We start from the raw sequence: 17,076 nt of genomic DNA, 5'->3' as shown, positions 1-17,076 counted from the left end.
TATGGCCCGCGGTAATGAGCTAGTGCACACTCACTCTCAATGCCGCTGCGGTAGCAAAAGGTGCCAGTGTGACACTCCCTGCCAACATCGCCCCTAAAATAGCCAGATAACCCTCAATCGGCAGTGCCATCGACGCCGCATCAATGGCCGCAGTGGCAAAGATCAACACTGGGATATACAGCGGCAGAACCAATAAACTCAGTAACACCCCACCTTTGCGTAAACCGACGGTCAGCGCGACACCAATAGCCCCGATAAAACTTAAGGTCGGCGTCCCCAGCAGCAGTGTCAGCGCCATCGCAACAGCTGTATTACTGTCGAGAGACAGCAACAACGCCACTAATGGCGATAAGATAAGTAAAGGCAACCCGGTAACTACCCAGTGAGCGCACACTTTGCCTAACACCGTGAGTGCAAGCGGGGTGGGTAATAACAGCAACTGTTCCAAAGAGCCATCGTGAAAATCATCACGGAAGAGCCGCTCCAGTGACAATAACGACGCAAGCAACGCGGCGACCCAGACGATACCCGGCGCAATGCGCGCCAGTAGTTGCGGTTCAGGGCCAATACCCAGTGGAAACAAGGTGATAACAATCAGAAAAAACCAGAGCGGGTTAACGATTTCTGCGCCTTTTCTGAAGGCTATTTTTAATTCACGGCGCAACACGCTAATAAACATTAATTCTCCTGCGTGTTGGTTAGACGGATTTTACGCACCTGTTGACCGACGCCCTCTAAATCCTGATGCGTGGTGAGCAATACCATACCGCCCTTAGCTGCATGTTTCACAAACAGGGCCAACAATGTGCTGACGCCCTGCTTATCAATGGCGGTCAGAGGTTCATCCAAGATCCATAACGGTGCCTGACTTAGCCACAATCGGGCTAAAGCCACCCGCCGCTGCTGACCAGCAGATAACTGAGATACAGGTAAATCTTCGTATCCCACCAGCCCAACCTGAGACAAAGCCTGCCAAATTGCGGCACTATCCACTGGCTGAAATACCGACTGGTAAAAGGCCAAATTCTCAAAAGGTGTCAGTACTGACTTGATCCCCGGCTGATGGCCTAAAAACAGTAAATCCTGATGATAACGAGCGCGATCGCGGCGAATATTCTCACCCAGCCAGTTCACTTGCCCAACATCGGCATCAGCAAGCCCGGCTAAAATACGCAGTAAACTGGTTTTACCCGCCCCGTTTTGCCCCTCAACCTGCACAATCTCTCCCGCAGCCACACAGAAGCTGAGCTGTTGAAACAAGCTTCGTTCATCTCGGACGCAAGTTAGATTTTTAGCTTCCAGCATGAAGGATTGTCTTCCACAGTAGGATTGCCAATTCATGAAAACCAAATGATAACATAAGGCTTATTCCTTACGTAGCATGGCTCTAATGCTATCCCTACCCTTATCGAGGTAATATTCGGGTTAAGATCAAATTTATGATGAAAAAACCAACAATGCTAAAATTGTCTGGCCTCGCGGCTGCAACTTTCACTGGCAAAAAATTCGCGAGAAGTCATTAGCGACTATGCTTATTACTTTGCTACTTCCTTATTTTCCTGCACCCAACTCAAACAACTATTTTAGCTACCAACCGGAAAATCCCCTATGAGTGATGAAAAATTGTCTTCAGATAAGGATGAACTGAAAGTGGAAAGTGACGAGCAACATCAGGGAAAGGAAATTGAAATAAATGAAAAGAACCTACCTTCCAAGGCGGCGGCCATTCATGAAATTATCCGCGTCGAGGGGGAAAAGGAGCTAGAACGCGACAGCTTTGCACTATTATGGTCGGCGGTTGCGGCTGGCCTTTCTATGGGAGCATCGCTGATTGCCAAAGGTATCTTTCACGCGAAACTGCCAGATACAGCGGCCAGTTTTCTGTTGGAGAATATCGGTTATACATTCGGTTTTATTATTGTCATTATGGCCCGCCAACAACTGTTTACTGAAAATACCGTCACGCCGGTGCTGCCAATAATGCAGAAACCCAGTCGCCAAAACTTCATTCTATTATTTCGTCTGTGGGGGTTAGTGTTATTAGGCAACTTGGTCGGCACGGGTATCGCGGCCTATTCCTTTATTCATATGCCGGTATTTGATGATGCTACACGAGCAGCATTCGTCAGTATTGGGCAAAGCGTGATGGATAATTCATCGGGAGAGATGTTTGCTAACGGTATATTTTCTGGATGGATCATTGCCACCATGGTATGGATGATGCCTTCCGCAGGAGGTGCCAAGATTTGGGTAATATTTTTGATGACCTATTTAGTGGCATTATGCGACCTGACTCATATAGTGGTCGGCTCGGTCGAAATCTTCTATCTGGTGTTTAACGGCTCATTACCTTGGCAGCAATTTATATACCCATTTGCCATACCCACACTCGCGGGCAACATTATCGGTGGTACCTTTATTTTCGCACTGATAAGCCATGCCCAGATCCGCAGCGATATGACCCATCAACCGAAAAAAAACCACCGAGTAGAGGGTAGCTCGCCACCACCGGACAAATAACGCTCTACCTCTTAGCATCATGAGCCGGTGTTTTTACCCTGCGAGAATACGGATTCACTCCTTATTGGTGACAGAGTAACCAAACAGACAGCTAACTGCTTATTATTTGGGTCAAAATGCGTATAATGCCCCGGCAGTGAACTTTATCGGCAGTAAACCTGCCAATAAAAAAGTCCCCGTAGTTAAACGGATATAACAAGCCCCTCCTAAGGGCTAGTTACTGGTTCGATTCCAGTCGGGGACACCATTAGCACTTCTCAGTACATCCCACCAAGTCCATAAAGTCCTGTTAAAACAACGATAAATAACCATAGCGCTGTAGTGAAATATTCTGTTATACAGTAGTCCCCAAGTGGGTTACTTATAACCCGGCGTTTTATCTGACCTGCGTATTAGCTCCCCCAAGAATGGCCATGACTGAAAATGGGCTACGAGCCGCTAAATAGTCTGAATTTGATCTGGATAATGCCTTGTGGGAGATTCCCAAAGAATGGATAAAGAAATGCTGCCCTCACTTTGTGCCGCTTTCCACACCAGCCTTAGCAATACTTCAAAAGCTTAAGGTGCTGACAGGGAATTATAAGCTAATGCTAAAATTATCTGCATTCAAGGCAATGACGACAAGTTCTGGCAGACGATGAAGCACTATGCTGATCCTGTTTGCAGCTAACCAGCTATCTCCTCCTAAATTGCAAAGCTTTATTAATTTTGTTATTGCTGAACTCGCTCAACAAAATTGAAATTATTATCCATAAGGACAGCATAATGAGAAAAACATTAAGAGCTAAGATTATCCAGGTTTGTGATGCGAAAATCGAAAAAAAGGGAGATAACGTCGGGCTCTCTTTTTACGCCTTTTTTGCGAACAAAAATAATGATCCTGACCTGTTGATGGAAGCGGCCAGTTGGTGGATTAAAGAAATGAAATTTGATCATTTTGAGAAGGCGACAAAAATAAAAGCACTGGTTGAAGCGATGAATTGACCACACCTGTTTAGGACAAACGCCCCAATAAAGTCACTTAGTTAAGTTAATCTCTTCTACATCCAAAAATCCGCCTAAAGGCCGGTTTTATAACAGAAGAAAAACCTAATTCAGGGCCGATAAATATTCCCTTTACCACCTGAATACTGTATCTGACTATCATTTAATACGACAAAAAGTGTAAAATATCCAACTATCGGCATAGTAGTCTTTTATTTGTCATTTTTATGAATTTATTTAGATTAATTTCAAGAGGTTAAGATAATGAATTTACCAAACTGTCCAAAGTGCAGTTCTGAATACACATGGCAGGAAGGGGAGAAACTTAATTGCCCAGAATGTGGTCATGAGTGGTTGGAAAGCAGTGATTCTGCAGCAGCAGAAGAGGGATTGGTGGTACGTGATGCCAATGGCAACCTGCTTGCAGACGGCGATGCGGTTACAGTCGTTAAAGATCTGAAAGTCAAAGGTAGCTCCTCAACATTGAAGATTGGCACCAAAGTAAAAAGCATCCGTCTGGTTGAAGGTGACCACAATATCGATTGTAAAATCGATGGCTTTGGCCCGATGAAGCTGAAATCTGAATTTGTTAAGAAAAGCTAACGACTAAATCGGTTATCCCCCCTCCCAGCAAAGACACTGACACTATAAGCTTGTTCGCATAGTCCACTGTATAAGCTTAGGGAGGGTGCTCATCACTCCCCTCTATCTCTCTTCTTTTTATCTCTCCTTTTTCATCATCAGCCTCTCCGCAACAGATTTTGTCACTGCGCTCATTTAGATATATCTTTTTTGTTCATCTCTCTTGCAAACTTCGATATATCGATTTAGATTAGATATATCGAAATAATTTCGATATATCTAAAGGAGAGTTATATGTTTGGTTTTTCAAAACGTGGTCACCGCTGCGGTGAGGAACACCCTGAAGGGCAGCGCCGTTGTGGTGAGAGAATGCATCGCGGTGGTCGCCACTCTATGGCAACTGAAGGTGCCGATGCACCAAGAGGCGGTAGACGTGGGCGCGGCGATAAAATGCATCGCTTGTTCGAACATGGTGATTTACGCGTCGTTCTGCTGGCGCTGCTGGATAAAAAACCCAGCCATGGTTATGAGCTAATTAAGGCGATTGAAGAGGCATCATCAGGTTTGTATGTACCCAGCCCTGGGGTTATCTATCCAACCCTCACTCTGCTGGAAGAGCAAGATTTTGTCACGCCAGTGGCAACTGGGAATGGGCGTAAAAGCTACCAAATAACCGCAGCCGGTAAAGCTGAATTACAGCAAAATCAGGAAATGGTCGATATTATTTTCTCTCGACTGGCACAGGTAAATCGCCGTCCTGAGGGGAATTTGGCTGAAGGCATTTCTGATGCAATGCACCGTTTACGTCATATTTTGCGCAGTAATATGGTGCGTTCAGACGTCACACCTGAGCAGGTGGTGCGCATTAATGCCGCCTTACTAACAGCGGTAGAGGCAATAGAGAAAGAGTTAACACCACCATCAGCAACTCCCGATACACATGAGCAGGGGAAAAAATAATGCCAGGTTACCGTTATCGAATCACTATTGAACCGTTGACCGATCGCAAAGGTGAACCCGTTGATAAAGCACCGGTAACCTTCGAAGCCGAGAATCATGACGATATTCTCAACATCATCGAACGGTTGCAGGCACGAGAAGATTTAGACTTTGGTAAAGAGAAAACTGCGGCATTCGCATTGGGCTTAAAACTGTTTTCAGAAACGATGATGGAGAATCGTAAGCACCCAATATTTGCCCCTTTACGTACGGCATTTATGGATTTTATGACCAATTTAAAGCAGGGTTCGCCCCGTGACCGTAGTAAGAGTGCCGAGTAATAACTGATAACTATAAAAACAAAATAGCCCATATCCGTATTACATTACTCGCTGGGAATATCAGCAATAAACGCTATTCCCAGCGAATTATTTAACTTAAATCCGCGCCATTGCTGGCAATCACTTTCTTATACCAATAGAAAGATTTCTTCTTCTTACGGGCTAAAGACCCCTTGCCTTGATCATCGCGATCCACATAAATAAAGCCATAGCGTTTACTCATTTCACCCGTAGAGGCGGAAACCAGATCAATACATCCCCATGAGGTATAGCCAATAACTGGAATACCGTCATCAATGGCCTCTGCCATCGCTTTAATATGTTCACGTAAATAGCTGATGCGATAATCGTCTTCAATCTCCCCCTGGGCATTAATTTCGTCCTTCGCGCCCAATCCATTTTCAACCAAAAATAGCGGCTTTTGATAGCGGTCATACATCATATTCATGGTGATACGAAGACCTAAAGGGTCAATCCCCCAACCCCATTCACTGGCCTGAATATGTGGGTTTTTCAGCGATTTTACGATATTGGCCGCGCTGCTATTCTGTTCATTCATATCCGCCGAGGCACAGCGAGAGGCATAATAACTAAAGGAAACAAAATCCACGGTATGCTTGAGAATATCGTCATCTCCCGCTTCAGTCGTGATTGAAATCCCTTTCTCTGTGAAAAGTCGCCTGGTGTAAGCCGGGTAAGCCCCACGGGCCTGCACATCAATGAAAAACAGATTTTCGCGATCTTTCTCCAACGCCGCCCAAACATCTTCAGGTTTACATGTCCGAGGGTAGAAATTCCCGCCCGCCAGCATACAACCCACCTGATTCTTCGGGTTCACTTCATGCGCGATTTTCGTTGCCAGTGCGCTGGCGAGCAGTTCGTGATGTGCTGCCTGATATTTTACCTGCTCCTGATTCTCATGTTGTTCAAACACCAAACCCGCACCAGAAAACGGACTGTGCAACAGGATATTAATCTCGTTAAATGTGAGCCAGTATTTCACCAACCCATCAAATTCCTCAAAACATGTCCGGGCATAGCGAGTAAAGAACTCTACCATTTTGCGGTTGCGCCACGAGCCATATTCAGCCACCAGATACATGGGAACATCAAAGTGGCATAGCGTTACCAGCGGCTCAATATTGTGCTTTTTACATTCGTTGAAGAGGTCGCGGTAAAAGGCAATCCCCTCGGCGTTAGGGGTTATTTCATCACCATTGGGGTATATCCGACTCCAGGCAATTGATGTGCGAAATACCGTAAAGCCCATTTCAGCCATTAACGCAATGTCATCTTTATAGCGATGGTAAAAATCAATGGCTTGGTGGCTTGGATAAAACTCATCATCTCTTAAGGTAAACCGCTTTTCCTGCCCTAACTTTACAGCTAAACGATGGGGCCCATGCGGGATCATATCCACAGTTGTTAGCCCTTTCCCACCTTCAAAGCAAGCACCTTCGGCCTGGTTTGCGGCTAAGGCGCCGCCCCATAAAAAGCCATCGGGAAATGTTGTTGCTGGCATCAGATACCTCTTTATTTAGTTAATTTTTACTGCGCTGTGCGGATCCGTTAAGTCAGTCGGAAGGCGACTGGTACTTTCATTGTCTTCAACAGGAATATCTTCAAATCCCAACAGTAATGTTGTGACGAATGAGATAACTATCGCCAGAACCATGACGCCAAACACCCAAACGATGCTCATAGGATTTGCTGGGTCGAAGAACTGAACACTGGTAAATAACCCAGGAGAGGCCATCGAATGACTGGCTAGCCCGCCAATTCCCGCCACTGCGCCGCAAATAAATCCACTGATAAGGCTGGCAATCAATGGGCGTTTTAGCCGCAATGCAACACCATAAAGTGCCGGTTCAGAAATACCGGCAACAATGGCGGAGGCGGCAGCGGCCAATGCTGTTTGGCGCAGTTCTGGGTTTTTGGTTCGCCAGGCGACCGCCAGCGAAGAACCACCAAGAGAAAGGTTGGCACCAATTTCTGACGGCATAACCATGCCCTCTTTCCCAGTCTCTGCGATGGTTTGAATGATGGTCGGTGTAAATACGCGGTGCATACCGGTCATGACCAGTAGTGGCCAAAGTGCACCCATAATCGCGACAGAGAGCCAGCCCAGATAATCATGAACGGTATAGACCAGAGAGGAAATTCCGCTGCCGATCCAGATCCCCAAAGGTCCAATGAACATAATGGCGATAGGCGCTGAGATCAGCACAATTAACATTGGTTTAAGGAAGTTTTTCGTCACCGCCGGTGTAATACGGTCGACCCAGCGTTCAATATAAGATAATAGCCAAGTCATACACAGTGCCGGAATCACGGTATAAGTGTACTTCACCGCAGTCACGGATACGCCCATAAATTCAACCTGTTGGCCTTGCGCGGCTTTGGCCATCAAATCAATAAAAGCCGGATGAACCAACACCCCGGCAATGGCAATAGCCAGCGACATATTGGTTTTGAATTTTATTGCCGCAGAAGCGGCCACCATCACAGGTAGGAAGAAGAAAGCGCCGTCACCAATAACATTCAGAATAATAAGAGTTGATGAGCCTTTTTCAAAGATACCGGTCATATCCAGTATCATCGCCAGCAATTTCACCATTGAACCACCGATAATAGCTGGAATCAGCGGTGACATCGTGCCAATCAGTGCATCCAGTATCCCTGCGCCAATGCGTTTTAAGGTGATTTTATTTTTCTGGGGCAATGTATCTGCAGGTAATATGCCGTCAGGAAGCAATTTAATCACTTCGGCATAGGCCGCAGAAACATTATTACCAATGATAACCTGGCACTGATTTTCACTGCGCACGACACCCAGCACACCGGTGATGGATTTCAATTTAGCCAGTTCAATCGCACTATCATCCTTGAGCACAAAGCGTAAACGCGTCATGCAATGGGTCACTGCCACGACGTTACCCGCCCCACCAATCGCATCGACTATCTGTCGAGATACTGCGGCAAAATTTTTTGACATGAGTAACAACTCCCCGTAATCGCACGCCGAGCTATGCGAACTCTTTGCGGCTCAAGGGAAACTGCCCTCACCGACATAAATTCACAATTAGCCATTAAATTCATATTGTTATGACTTAATTACCTGCAAAAAATCATTCTATCTTGTCATTTTTAGTTGCATAGGTAACCGGTTCCACACGAGAATCTTAAAAAATGAAGTTAAATTCAAGAGGTGAGCTTATTCAATTTTAATTATGTGACAGTGATCGTCATTAATGGCATATGTGCTTCTGATTACAAAATGGGTGCGTCAATGAAAAAGCCGTCCTCGTCAATGCGCCTCATCATTTGCCACTGACTATTTGGGATGTTTCCTACAAAGAAAAAGGCATTTCCTAAATAAAACCAGAACGAATCACTCCATTATATAGTCACTAAGATGAATGTGACTCAAATTGGAGATCTTGATAAGTATACAATCCATTATTGACAAAATAATTTAAGACATTCGCGGGCGAGCAATTTACTGTTTAGATTTATTTATTAAATTCGTCCTAGTTAGATTATTTAATAATGGTAAGTAATTATTATCAATGTCGATACAGCGTTGTAATAATGATACACGAACACGTCCAATTCAATTGTAACCAATAGTATTTATTACTGGTTTCCTCATCATTAAACCCTCTAATTACTACTAATTAACATTGGTGATTTGCTATAAAAAAAGCAGCTAATTTAACTATAATGATCGATTTAATCCTTGAGTTAATAAGACATTTTCGGTACATCAATAAATTAATATTACTCATACTTTTAGCAGAAAAAACAAGCCAGAAATTATCATCTACAGTTTAGGGAAGATATCTATTCGTTATGCGAAGATTAAAAAGAATAGCTGAATTAAATTATCACCCAACATTGTGCTCTGGTGTTTCAGGTTTTGTTTTTCTGCTTGGATTGTCTGTTGCACAAGCCACTCCTTTTACTATTGATGGTGGAGCTGTCTATAACCAAACGGGCAGTGACCCTATACTCGATGTTAACGATATGATCATTATCGGCGATACCAGTACCGGGACATTAAATATTTATGATGGCGGTGAAGTTTCAGGCGTCTTTGGTTATATCGGTGTAAATTCAGGCTCCAGCGGCACAGTGCTAGTATCGGGTAGCGGATCACAATGGAATACCAGTAACAATTTATATATAGGTTATGATGGCTCCGGCGAATTAACTATAGCCAATGGCGCACTTGTATCAAATAGTATCGGCATGATAGGAAGAAATCCGAATTCCAGTGGAAAGGTGACCGTCACAGGTATGGGGTCGCAGTGGAATAATAGTGACAAGCTGTTTGTCGGTCATAGTTTTAACGATGCAAGTTCACTCGACATTCTAAATGGTGGCACTGTTTTAAGCTCTCATGGCGAGATTGGCTACAATATCGGTTCAAAAGGAACTGTTATTGTGTCTGGTGTGGGCTCGCAATGGAATATGACTGAGCAACTCTATGTTGGTAATAATGGTGAAGGTGAGCTTATTATTGCCAATGGTGGTGCCGTCACTAATGTCGGTAATGGCTATATTGGTGGCATCTTCAATGCAAAAGGGACTGTGGTGGTCTCTGGAATAGGTTCTACATGGAAGGTTGGCGGTAACCTATATTTTGGCAGCAATTCTAGTTCCCTCATGATTGCCGATGGTGGAAAGGTTTCCAGTGCCAGTGGTCAATTCGGTTTCCAGAGTCCCAATGGGAACGTCAACGTCAGTGGAACCGGCTCACTATGGGATATTAGTGGTGACTTGACCTCTTACTCTATATCCGCCACCAACACCGGCCAGATTCAGCTGGGCATTTTCGGCGGGGGTATCATTTCTAACATAAATACTGAGCTTTCACTCGCAACCATTACAGTCTCCGATGCAAATTCGCACTGGAATATGTCCGGTATATTGACGCTCGTTGAAGATAACACTCTCGCTATTATCAATGGCGGTCTTGTTTCCAATACTAATGGTTATATCAATACTGGCAGTAAAGTCATTTTGGCCGGAGCGGATTCACAATGGATCATTGACGATACTTTATCTATTGGCGAAATCGGTCGCGGTTCTCTGACCATTGGAGATAATAGCGAAGTCTCTGCATTGACCGTCAATATTACCAACAATATTGGCAGTATCGGTTCATTAAACATCGGTGCAGCAGCCGGAGAAATGGCCTCTGGGGCGGGTGTGCTGAATAGCTCTGTCATAACGTTTGGCGATGGCAACGGCGAGATAGTCTTCAACCATCTCAATACCGATTATGCGTTTGCTCCCTCGATTCATGGCACCGGTAACCTTTTTGTTTATAGCGGCACCACGGTGCTAACGGGCAATAATAATTACTTTGGTTTAACCACTGTGTCTGGCGGTACGCTTGCGTCAGGGGGGACAGGCACCCTAAGCAGCAATGTAGATTACGTTACAGAGTCTGGCGGAACATTAGCTCTGAATGGCTACAGTGAAACGATAGCAAGCTTGGATCACTCCGGCACCCTGAATTTCGGCGATATTCCGGGGGCAGCATTGACGATTACTGGCCATTATGTTGGCCATGAGGGCCTGCTGAATTTCAATACAGTGCTGGATGATGACAATTCTATAACCGATAAATTAGTCATAGCAGGTGATACTTCAGGCACCACTTACGTAGCGGTAAATAATCAAGGTGGCGGCGGAACACAAACCCTCAATGGCATCGAACTTATCACGGTGTTGGGCGCGTCTGATGGCGAATTTGTTCAAAATGGCCGTATTGTGGCCGGAGCTTATGATTACTACTTAAACCGCGGCATCGATAGCAATGCAGCCAACTGGTATTTGAACAGTTCCATACCTCAGACCGGGCCTGGTGAAACACCCCCAGTAGAAATGATAGAACGCCCGGAAGCCAGTGGCTATAGCGCCAACCTGGCAGCAGCCAACAACTTATTTATCACTCGTTTGCATGACCGCCTGGGAGATACACATTATATCGATGCATTCACGGGTGAACACAAAGTCACTAGCCTGTGGTTGCGTAACGAAGGTGGTCACAACCGTTCTCGCGATACTCAAGACCAACTGCGCACGCAAAGTCATCGCTATGTCATGCAATTAGGTGGGAATTTAGCCCAATGGAGCAGTGACGGATCAGACCGTTTCTATCTGGGGATAATGGCAGGCTACGGTAACAGCAAGAGCAGAACTGAATCACGCTTATCGAGCTACCGCGCCCGCGCAACGGTAGATGGCTACAGTGCCGGTTTGTATGGCTCTTGGTACGCCAATAATATCGACAAAACTGGCCTATATGTCGATAGCTGGGCGCAATACAGTTGGTTCAATAACTCAGTTAATGGTCAGAATTTGAATACCGAAAAGTATAAGTCCAAGGGCATGACTGCGTCAGTAGAAAGCGGTTATACCTTCAATGTGGGCGAGAATATGGCAAAAAATGCCACATATCTTATCCAACCTAAAGCGCAGATCACCTGGATGGCTATCAAGGCAGATGACCATAAAGAAACCAATGGTACAAATGTCTCCGGTGAAGGTGATGGCAATATCCAGACCCGTCTAGGGTTGAAAGCCTTCATGAATGGCTACAGTGATCAAGATAAAAGTAAAAACCGGGTATACCAACCCTTCGTCGAGGCTAATTGGCTGCACAATACCAAAGATTTTGGTACGACAATGGACAGTATGACGGTGAAACAGTCAGGGGCAAAAAACCTCGGTGAATTGAAACTCGGTGTTGAAGGCCAACTCAATAAAAACATGGCACTCTGGGGCAATATTGGTCAGCAAGTCGGTAATAAAGGCTACAGTGATACCGCCCTGATGATTGGAGCAAAATATACCTTCTGATGACATGGCAAATGAGATCCTAGGAAGTGCTTTGTTTATTAAACAAACTGATGCAGCAAGTCTGACTGACGTCAGCTATCGTTAGGATAATGAGCATATTTTTTCGTTAATTTAGTGAGAATGTCATGAGAGAATTACCAAAAATAAATCAACTGAAGAACCTGAGGGCAATTATTCAATATGGCAGTATCCGTACTGCCGCCCAATCGTTACATCAGACACAACCAGCCATGACAAGAAGTATTCAAGAGTTGGAGAAAATACTCGGTGTTTCATTATTAGTTCGAGGTGTTCATGGCGCAGAATTGACTGCAATGGGAAGAATATTTGAACCCAGAATGAATCTGGTACTTAACGAACTAGAACGAGCGATGGATGAATTAGAGCAAATTGAACGTTCTTCAGAAGGCCTGGTCACGTTTGGTTGCTCCCATTTACCTGCACTAGCTTTTGTCCCAGACGTCATAAAAAACTTCCAAACCCGCTATACCACAGCCAGAATTACTGTCGCGGAAGGACAACTGTCTGAACTACTGAATTCTTTACGCTTAGGTCGGTTGGATTTTTTTATTGGGCTAGTCTCTCCTGAAATATCACTTCGTGAATTTGTTGATGAACATTTAGCCGTCGCTCAATTTGCGGTCATTGCCCGAAAAGGACATCCGTTAGCAAACAGTACCTCATTAAGTGAGTTACAAGGAGCTAAATGGTATTTACCCACAGCCAGAGCTGGGTTCTATAATGATATTGGATCGTTAATCTTCCCTTATGGTAAAGAACCAACCAGTTCAGTTATTTTTGGTAATTCTGCCACTATTGCTGAGCAGCTTATTTTAAATGAAGACTACCTATTTGTTGGTCCAAAAGTGATGGCAACAGTATCTTCTCTGCAAGATATTATATCCGTTATTCCTGTCAAAGAAAAAATGCCAGATGGCCATTACAGTTTAATCTATCGGAGACAACAGTCGTTAACACCAATGGCAAAACGGTTTATGGATGATATTCGTTTTGCCTATTTAGAATTAATGAGCCGCCAGACAGACTGAACAACTGGTAGTTGGAAATAAAGGAACTATAAGGCTACTGGTTATGGTGCAGTAAAAAAAACTAACGGAATCATCAGCCAACCTCACTAAGATATTATTTATCCATATGTTTTTTATCAATTTTTTTAATGGGTATAACATTTAAGCATCATATGAAAATAAAATTGACTGTTAAAGTTACTTAGTTTTTCTTATAGTTCACCTAGAGTAAAAAACGACCAAATGGGTCACAAAGGTATATTCTAGGTGAATGGAAAGTTTTAAAGTCAAATGGACATGTCGATGAATATCATTACCATTAGATGTATAATGGACCTCCTTTAATATAAATTTACTTTTCTCTTTGTATTCCCATTAGCTTCCCCTTACTCATCACCGTATAGAAATAGGTGGTTTTTATGTGGGTTAATATAGTGTGTTAATAAAAGAGAGCATTTATGAACAACATCGTAATTTTTAGCCACCATGATTTAGTTAGAACGTTCTTAAAAGGAACTGTTGAAAGTATAATAATGATGAGCCCAAAGCGGAGCGATGTTGTTATTAGCACCTGCTATTCCTTACAGGAATTAGAAAGTGAAATCCTAACTAAAAGTCATCTAACAGTCATTTTTGACCTTGATGAGGTTTCCAAATTTGAACAATTCTGTATATTCAAACATGCACAGAGATATATAAATAAAAATCATCTATTTTTATTTACCTCAGAATCGGAGGTGTCCACGAGTTACGAAACATTAGCGCAAGTATCACCGTTTATACTCAGCAAAACTGCGCCGCCGAGTCAAATTGAAGCAATGCTCTATCAATTGATTTTTTGCTCGAAGACATCTCTGAAGGCGAAATGTTCTATGCCAGCAAGGTCTTTGAATAGAAAAGAGAGAGCAGGATTAACTCAACGAGAGAGTGAAATTTGTCGTCACCTTCTGTCTGGATTATCAAATAAAGATATCAGTATATTGCTTGGGATCAGTAACAAAACCGTCAGTTCCCATCGAACAAATATATATAATAAGTATCAATCCAAAAATCTGCTTGAACTTTACTCTCGATTTAAAGTTTAACTTTAAATAACAATAGGTTGATTTAATATCACCGCAATACTGAAGTAGCCAAGATGACATACAGTCTGCCAGTTATCTTCTGGAATACTGAACAGCATGACGAGTACACCTCGCTCCCCCTGCATTTTCAATGACGAAAGGTATAGAATAGCAATAATTTTCAACGAGTCAGGAAAAGCCTATGTCTACAATGCAGGAAGTGGCAAAGAAAGCTGGTGTGTCAAAAGCCACGGTTTCACGTGTTTTGTCAGGCAAAGGCTATGTTAGCGAAACGACTAAAGAGCAGGTATTTAAAGCCATTGAAGAAACGGGATATCGACCCAATCTACTGGCGAGAAATCTGGCGACAAACAAGTCGGAATGCATAGGTTTGGTCGTCACCAACACCTTATATAATGGTAGCTACTTTAATGAAATACTCTCTCAGGCAGCGCAAAAATTAGAGCAAAATGGCCGTCAATTGGTGTTGGTTGATGGGAAACACAGTGCTGAAGAGGAGCAGGAAGCCATTCAATTTCTGCTCGATTTACGTTGCGATGCAATAATAATCTATCCACGTTTTTTAACTGTTGATGACATAGATCTGATTATTGATAAGTATAAGCAACCCATTATGGTGGTGAACAGAAAACTCAGAAAAAATCATAGCCATTGTATTTTCTGCGATCATAAAGGGTCTAGCTATACTGCAACGCAATATCTTATTGAGCGAGGCCATCAAGATATTGCGTTTATTACGGGCTCACTTGACTCACCAACAGCGATAGAACGCCTTTCTGGGTACAAAGCCGCATTGGAAGCATCTTCGCTACCGGTTAGAGATAAGCTGATTGCACAGGGGAAATGGACACCTGCCAGTGGTGCAGCGGCAATAGAATATCTATTAAGCAGCAAGTTACCTTTCAGTGCGGTTATTGCCAGTAATGATGATATGGCAATCGGAGCAATGAAAAGGTTAAATGAAGTCGGTATGAAAATCCCTGAAGATATATCCATTATTGGCTTTGACAATATTCCTCTCGCGCCTTTCCTACTACCGCCATTATCCAGTATAAAAGATCCCGTTAGCGGGATGATAAATGAAGTTATTCATCGCCTGATATCCATGCTAGATGGCGGATATTTATCACAAGAGAACATATTTCAATCCGACCTAATTATCAGGGACTCTGTCGGTGATGGGCCTTTTTTAACCAGATGAAAACTCAGTGATCGGTGGTCAGTATCCAGTAAAAAAGGAGCCAAAGGCTCCTTTTAATCAAATATTTAGTCGTGCTACTCAGGAAAAACTATTTAGCTTGCACACCTTCGACCGATAGAATCAATTCAACTTCCTGTGATGCTGGGCCTAAGTCGGTAGTAATATTAAAATCTTTCAGCTTAATATTACCATTAGCTTCAAAACCGGCACGATAACCGCCCCATGGGTCATTACCTTGGCCGGTTAATTTACTTTCCAGTGTGACCGGTTTAGTCACACCATTTAATGTCAAGTTACCGACCACAGTATACCCTTCGCCATTCTTCTTCACTTCAGTCGACTCAAATGTCGCCTGTGGGAATTTACTGACGTTTAAAAACTCTTTACTGCGTAGATGCTTATCACGCTCGGCATGATTAGTATCTACGCTATTCGTGTTGATCACGACGTTAACTTTATCAGCAGCCGGATTCTTCTCATCAAAAGTGAAAGAACCATCAAAATCGTTAAAACTGCCGTATAACCAGCTATAGCCTAAGTGTTTAATCCGGAATTCGATAAAGGCATGCTGACCTTCTTTATCGATTTTATAATCGGCGGCTACGGCGCTGCCTGCGGTAAACATCAGAGCGCCTACAGTCAGGCCCAATAGGGTCTTATTAAACATGCTTAACTCTCCATAATACGGTTGGTTAATCGGAGCTACGTCCCAGCATCCGTTTAAGGGTAATATCACCATCAATAAAGTGGTGCTTAATTGCAGCTAGCCCATGTAATAGCGAAATGACTACGACAGCCCAGGCCAGATAGAGATGCACAGTACCGGCAGTATCAGCTTGATCGGGTAAACCGGTTAATGTAGCAGGCACGGAAAACCAGCCAAATACATTGATTGGTTGCCCATCAGCGGTTGAGATCAAATACCCGCTGAACATAATACAAAATAGAACAATATATAGAGTCAGATGGGCTAATACTGCACAGACTCGGGTAAACCGACTATAACTTGATAATGGCTTAGGTGGTGGTGAAATAAAGCGCCATATCACCCGAAATAGCATCACAGCAAAGAGTATGCAGCCGATGCTTTTATGTATTTCAGGGGCCTGATGATACCAACCGTCGTAATAACCGAGAGTCACCATCCATAGACCTAAAGCAAACAGTGCATATACCGTTAATGCCACCAACCAGTGGACACTAATAGTGATGCAACCAAACTTATCCCTAGTGTTTTTCCAAAGCATAATGAGTCCCTTTTGCTCAATTCATAGAACAATAGTCAAACATTATGAAACATAAAATCAACACTTATTTGATATAAGATATACTTCAGTCTTTGCCGTCAGTTATTTTGCAAAAGTTTACAATTACTCAGTCAGTATAATTGTTGGACTTTACTTAATCTGACATAAGCACGGTGAGCCCGCATGGGGATAGAGTAGAAAATAATGCCATTATAAAATCTATAATGGCATTAGAGGAGGTCAATCTGATGCTTTTCTATCTGACAGAAATATCAA

15 protein-coding genes, 1 tRNA gene and 1 pseudogene are annotated in these 17,076 nt (G+C 43.5%); 11 read left to right on the top strand and 6 right to left on the bottom strand.

From position 1 onward, the window contains the following. Positions 1-19: 19 nt before the first annotated feature. Together ccmB and ccmA are read right to left on the bottom strand one after the other, a co-directional pair. Positions 20-679, bottom strand: coding sequence for a heme exporter protein CcmB (ccmB, locus tag DJ58_RS16635; protein ID WP_004708938.1), 660 nt, complete (start codon positions 677-679; stop codon positions 20-22). Beyond that, entirely contained in the window at positions 679-1,305 is a 627-nt protein-coding gene (ccmA, locus tag DJ58_RS16640; protein WP_032911002.1) for a cytochrome c biogenesis heme-transporting ATPase CcmA, read from the bottom strand. Before ccmA ends, ccmB begins: the two co-directional genes overlap by 1 nt. A gap of 303 nt (positions 1,306-1,608) precedes the next feature. On the opposite strand from ccmA, the gene DJ58_RS16645 reads away from it, so the two are divergent. The 7 genes and pseudogenes from DJ58_RS16645 to DJ58_RS16670 all read left to right on the top strand — a co-directional run bounded on the left by DJ58_RS16645 (position 1,609) and on the right by DJ58_RS16670 (position 5,366). Next, positions 1,609-2,520 (top strand): formate/nitrite transporter family protein, encoded by a 912-nt coding sequence (locus tag DJ58_RS16645; RefSeq protein WP_032913201.1) that lies wholly within the window; start codon positions 1,609-1,611, stop codon positions 2,518-2,520. A gap of 172 nt (positions 2,521-2,692) precedes the next feature. Next, positions 2,693-2,767, top strand: a tRNA-Arg gene (locus DJ58_RS16650). 199 nt (positions 2,768-2,966) lie between these two features. Further along, positions 2,967-3,110: pseudogene (locus DJ58_RS24190) on the top strand (integrase); the annotation flags it as partial. Positions 3,111-3,285: 175 nt separating this feature from the next. Further along, positions 3,286-3,504, top strand: coding sequence for a DUF6500 family protein (locus DJ58_RS16655; RefSeq protein WP_032911634.1), 219 nt, complete (start codon positions 3,286-3,288; stop codon positions 3,502-3,504). 261 nt (positions 3,505-3,765) lie between these two features. After that, positions 3,766-4,107 (top strand): zinc ribbon domain-containing protein YjdM, encoded by a 342-nt coding sequence (locus DJ58_RS16660; protein WP_161598514.1) that lies wholly within the window; start codon positions 3,766-3,768, stop codon positions 4,105-4,107. Positions 4,108-4,380: 273 nt separating this feature from the next. After that, positions 4,381-5,046: a PadR family transcriptional regulator gene (locus DJ58_RS16665; protein ID WP_004711283.1), complete on the top strand. Its 666-nt coding sequence runs from the start codon at positions 4,381-4,383 to the stop codon at positions 5,044-5,046. After that, complete coding sequence (locus DJ58_RS16670) at positions 5,046-5,366, top strand: DUF3861 domain-containing protein (protein WP_032911636.1); 321 nt, start codon at positions 5,046-5,048, stop codon at positions 5,364-5,366. Before DJ58_RS16665 ends, DJ58_RS16670 begins: the two co-directional genes overlap by 1 nt. A 91-nt stretch (positions 5,367-5,457) precedes the next feature. Here the strand turns inward: DJ58_RS16670 and DJ58_RS16675 are convergent, their stop codons facing one another. Beyond that, the gene (locus tag DJ58_RS16675) at positions 5,458-6,888 is read right to left on the bottom strand and encodes a 6-phospho-beta-glucosidase (RefSeq protein ID WP_004711285.1); all 1,431 of its coding nucleotides are present in this window, start codon (positions 6,886-6,888) and stop codon (positions 5,458-5,460) included. Positions 6,889-6,903: 15 nt separating this feature from the next. After that, positions 6,904-8,361: a PTS cellobiose/arbutin/salicin transporter subunit IIBC gene (ascF, locus tag DJ58_RS16680; protein ID WP_004711286.1), complete on the bottom strand. Its 1,458-nt coding sequence runs from the start codon at positions 8,359-8,361 to the stop codon at positions 6,904-6,906. A gap of 857 nt (positions 8,362-9,218) precedes the next feature. Here ascF and DJ58_RS16685 point away from each other — a divergent pair. The 4 genes from DJ58_RS16685 (at position 9,219) to DJ58_RS16695 (ending at position 15,553) form a co-directional block, all read left to right on the top strand. Then, positions 9,219-12,239 (top strand): autotransporter outer membrane beta-barrel domain-containing protein, encoded by a 3,021-nt coding sequence (locus tag DJ58_RS16685; RefSeq protein WP_004711288.1) that lies wholly within the window; start codon positions 9,219-9,221, stop codon positions 12,237-12,239. Between the two features lie 125 nt (positions 12,240-12,364). Beyond that, positions 12,365-13,288, top strand: a complete 924-nt coding sequence (locus DJ58_RS16690; protein WP_004711289.1) for a LysR substrate-binding domain-containing protein — start codon at positions 12,365-12,367, stop codon at positions 13,286-13,288. Between the two features lie 437 nt (positions 13,289-13,725). Further along, on the top strand, positions 13,726-14,352 hold the full coding sequence (locus DJ58_RS22190; protein ID WP_050131329.1) for a helix-turn-helix transcriptional regulator: 627 nt from the start codon (positions 13,726-13,728) through the stop codon (positions 14,350-14,352). Between the two features lie 181 nt (positions 14,353-14,533). After that, complete coding sequence (locus tag DJ58_RS16695) at positions 14,534-15,553, top strand: LacI family DNA-binding transcriptional regulator (RefSeq protein WP_032911637.1); 1,020 nt, start codon at positions 14,534-14,536, stop codon at positions 15,551-15,553. A gap of 88 nt (positions 15,554-15,641) precedes the next feature. On the opposite strand, the gene DJ58_RS16700 is transcribed toward DJ58_RS16695, so the two are convergent. Further along, positions 15,642-16,220 (bottom strand): YceI family protein, encoded by a 579-nt coding sequence (locus tag DJ58_RS16700; RefSeq protein ID WP_004711294.1) that lies wholly within the window; start codon positions 16,218-16,220, stop codon positions 15,642-15,644. A 25-nt stretch (positions 16,221-16,245) separates the two neighbouring features. Next, positions 16,246-16,800: a cytochrome b gene (locus tag DJ58_RS16705; protein ID WP_032911638.1), complete on the bottom strand. Its 555-nt coding sequence runs from the start codon at positions 16,798-16,800 to the stop codon at positions 16,246-16,248. Positions 16,801-17,076: the final 276 nt, after the last annotated feature.

The sequence above is a fragment of the Yersinia frederiksenii ATCC 33641 genome (assembly GCF_000754805.1).
In the GTDB taxonomy this organism is placed as follows: domain Bacteria; phylum Pseudomonadota; class Gammaproteobacteria; order Enterobacterales; family Enterobacteriaceae; genus Yersinia; species Yersinia frederiksenii.
This window is presented reverse-complemented; position numbering and strand designations above follow the sequence as displayed.

Excerpts from the sequence above, each read along its gene's own strand:
- ccmB (WP_004708938.1), bottom strand. The coding sequence starts at position 679 with ATGTTTATTAGCGTGTTGCGCCGTGAATTAAAAATAGCCTTCAGAAAA.
- ccmA (WP_032911002.1), bottom strand. The coding sequence starts at position 1,305 with ATGCTGGAAGCTAAAAATCTAACTTGCGTCCGAGATGAACGAAGCTTG.
- DJ58_RS16645 (WP_032913201.1), top strand. The coding sequence starts at position 1,609 with ATGAGTGATGAAAAATTGTCTTCAGATAAGGATGAACTGAAAGTGGAA.
- DJ58_RS16655 (WP_032911634.1), top strand. The coding sequence starts at position 3,286 with ATGAGAAAAACATTAAGAGCTAAGATTATCCAGGTTTGTGATGCGAAA.
- DJ58_RS16665 (WP_004711283.1), top strand. The coding sequence starts at position 4,381 with ATGTTTGGTTTTTCAAAACGTGGTCACCGCTGCGGTGAGGAACACCCT.
- DJ58_RS16670 (WP_032911636.1), top strand. The coding sequence starts at position 5,046 with ATGCCAGGTTACCGTTATCGAATCACTATTGAACCGTTGACCGATCGC.
- DJ58_RS16675 (WP_004711285.1), bottom strand. The coding sequence starts at position 6,888 with ATGCCAGCAACAACATTTCCCGATGGCTTTTTATGGGGCGGCGCCTTA.
- ascF (WP_004711286.1), bottom strand. The coding sequence starts at position 8,361 with ATGTCAAAAAATTTTGCCGCAGTATCTCGACAGATAGTCGATGCGATT.
- DJ58_RS16685 (WP_004711288.1), top strand. The coding sequence starts at position 9,219 with ATGCGAAGATTAAAAAGAATAGCTGAATTAAATTATCACCCAACATTG.
- DJ58_RS16690 (WP_004711289.1), top strand. The coding sequence starts at position 12,365 with ATGAGAGAATTACCAAAAATAAATCAACTGAAGAACCTGAGGGCAATT.
- DJ58_RS22190 (WP_050131329.1), top strand. The coding sequence starts at position 13,726 with ATGAACAACATCGTAATTTTTAGCCACCATGATTTAGTTAGAACGTTC.
- DJ58_RS16695 (WP_032911637.1), top strand. The coding sequence starts at position 14,534 with ATGTCTACAATGCAGGAAGTGGCAAAGAAAGCTGGTGTGTCAAAAGCC.
- DJ58_RS16700 (WP_004711294.1), bottom strand. The coding sequence starts at position 16,220 with ATGTTTAATAAGACCCTATTGGGCCTGACTGTAGGCGCTCTGATGTTT.
- DJ58_RS16705 (WP_032911638.1), bottom strand. The coding sequence starts at position 16,800 with ATGCTTTGGAAAAACACTAGGGATAAGTTTGGTTGCATCACTATTAGT.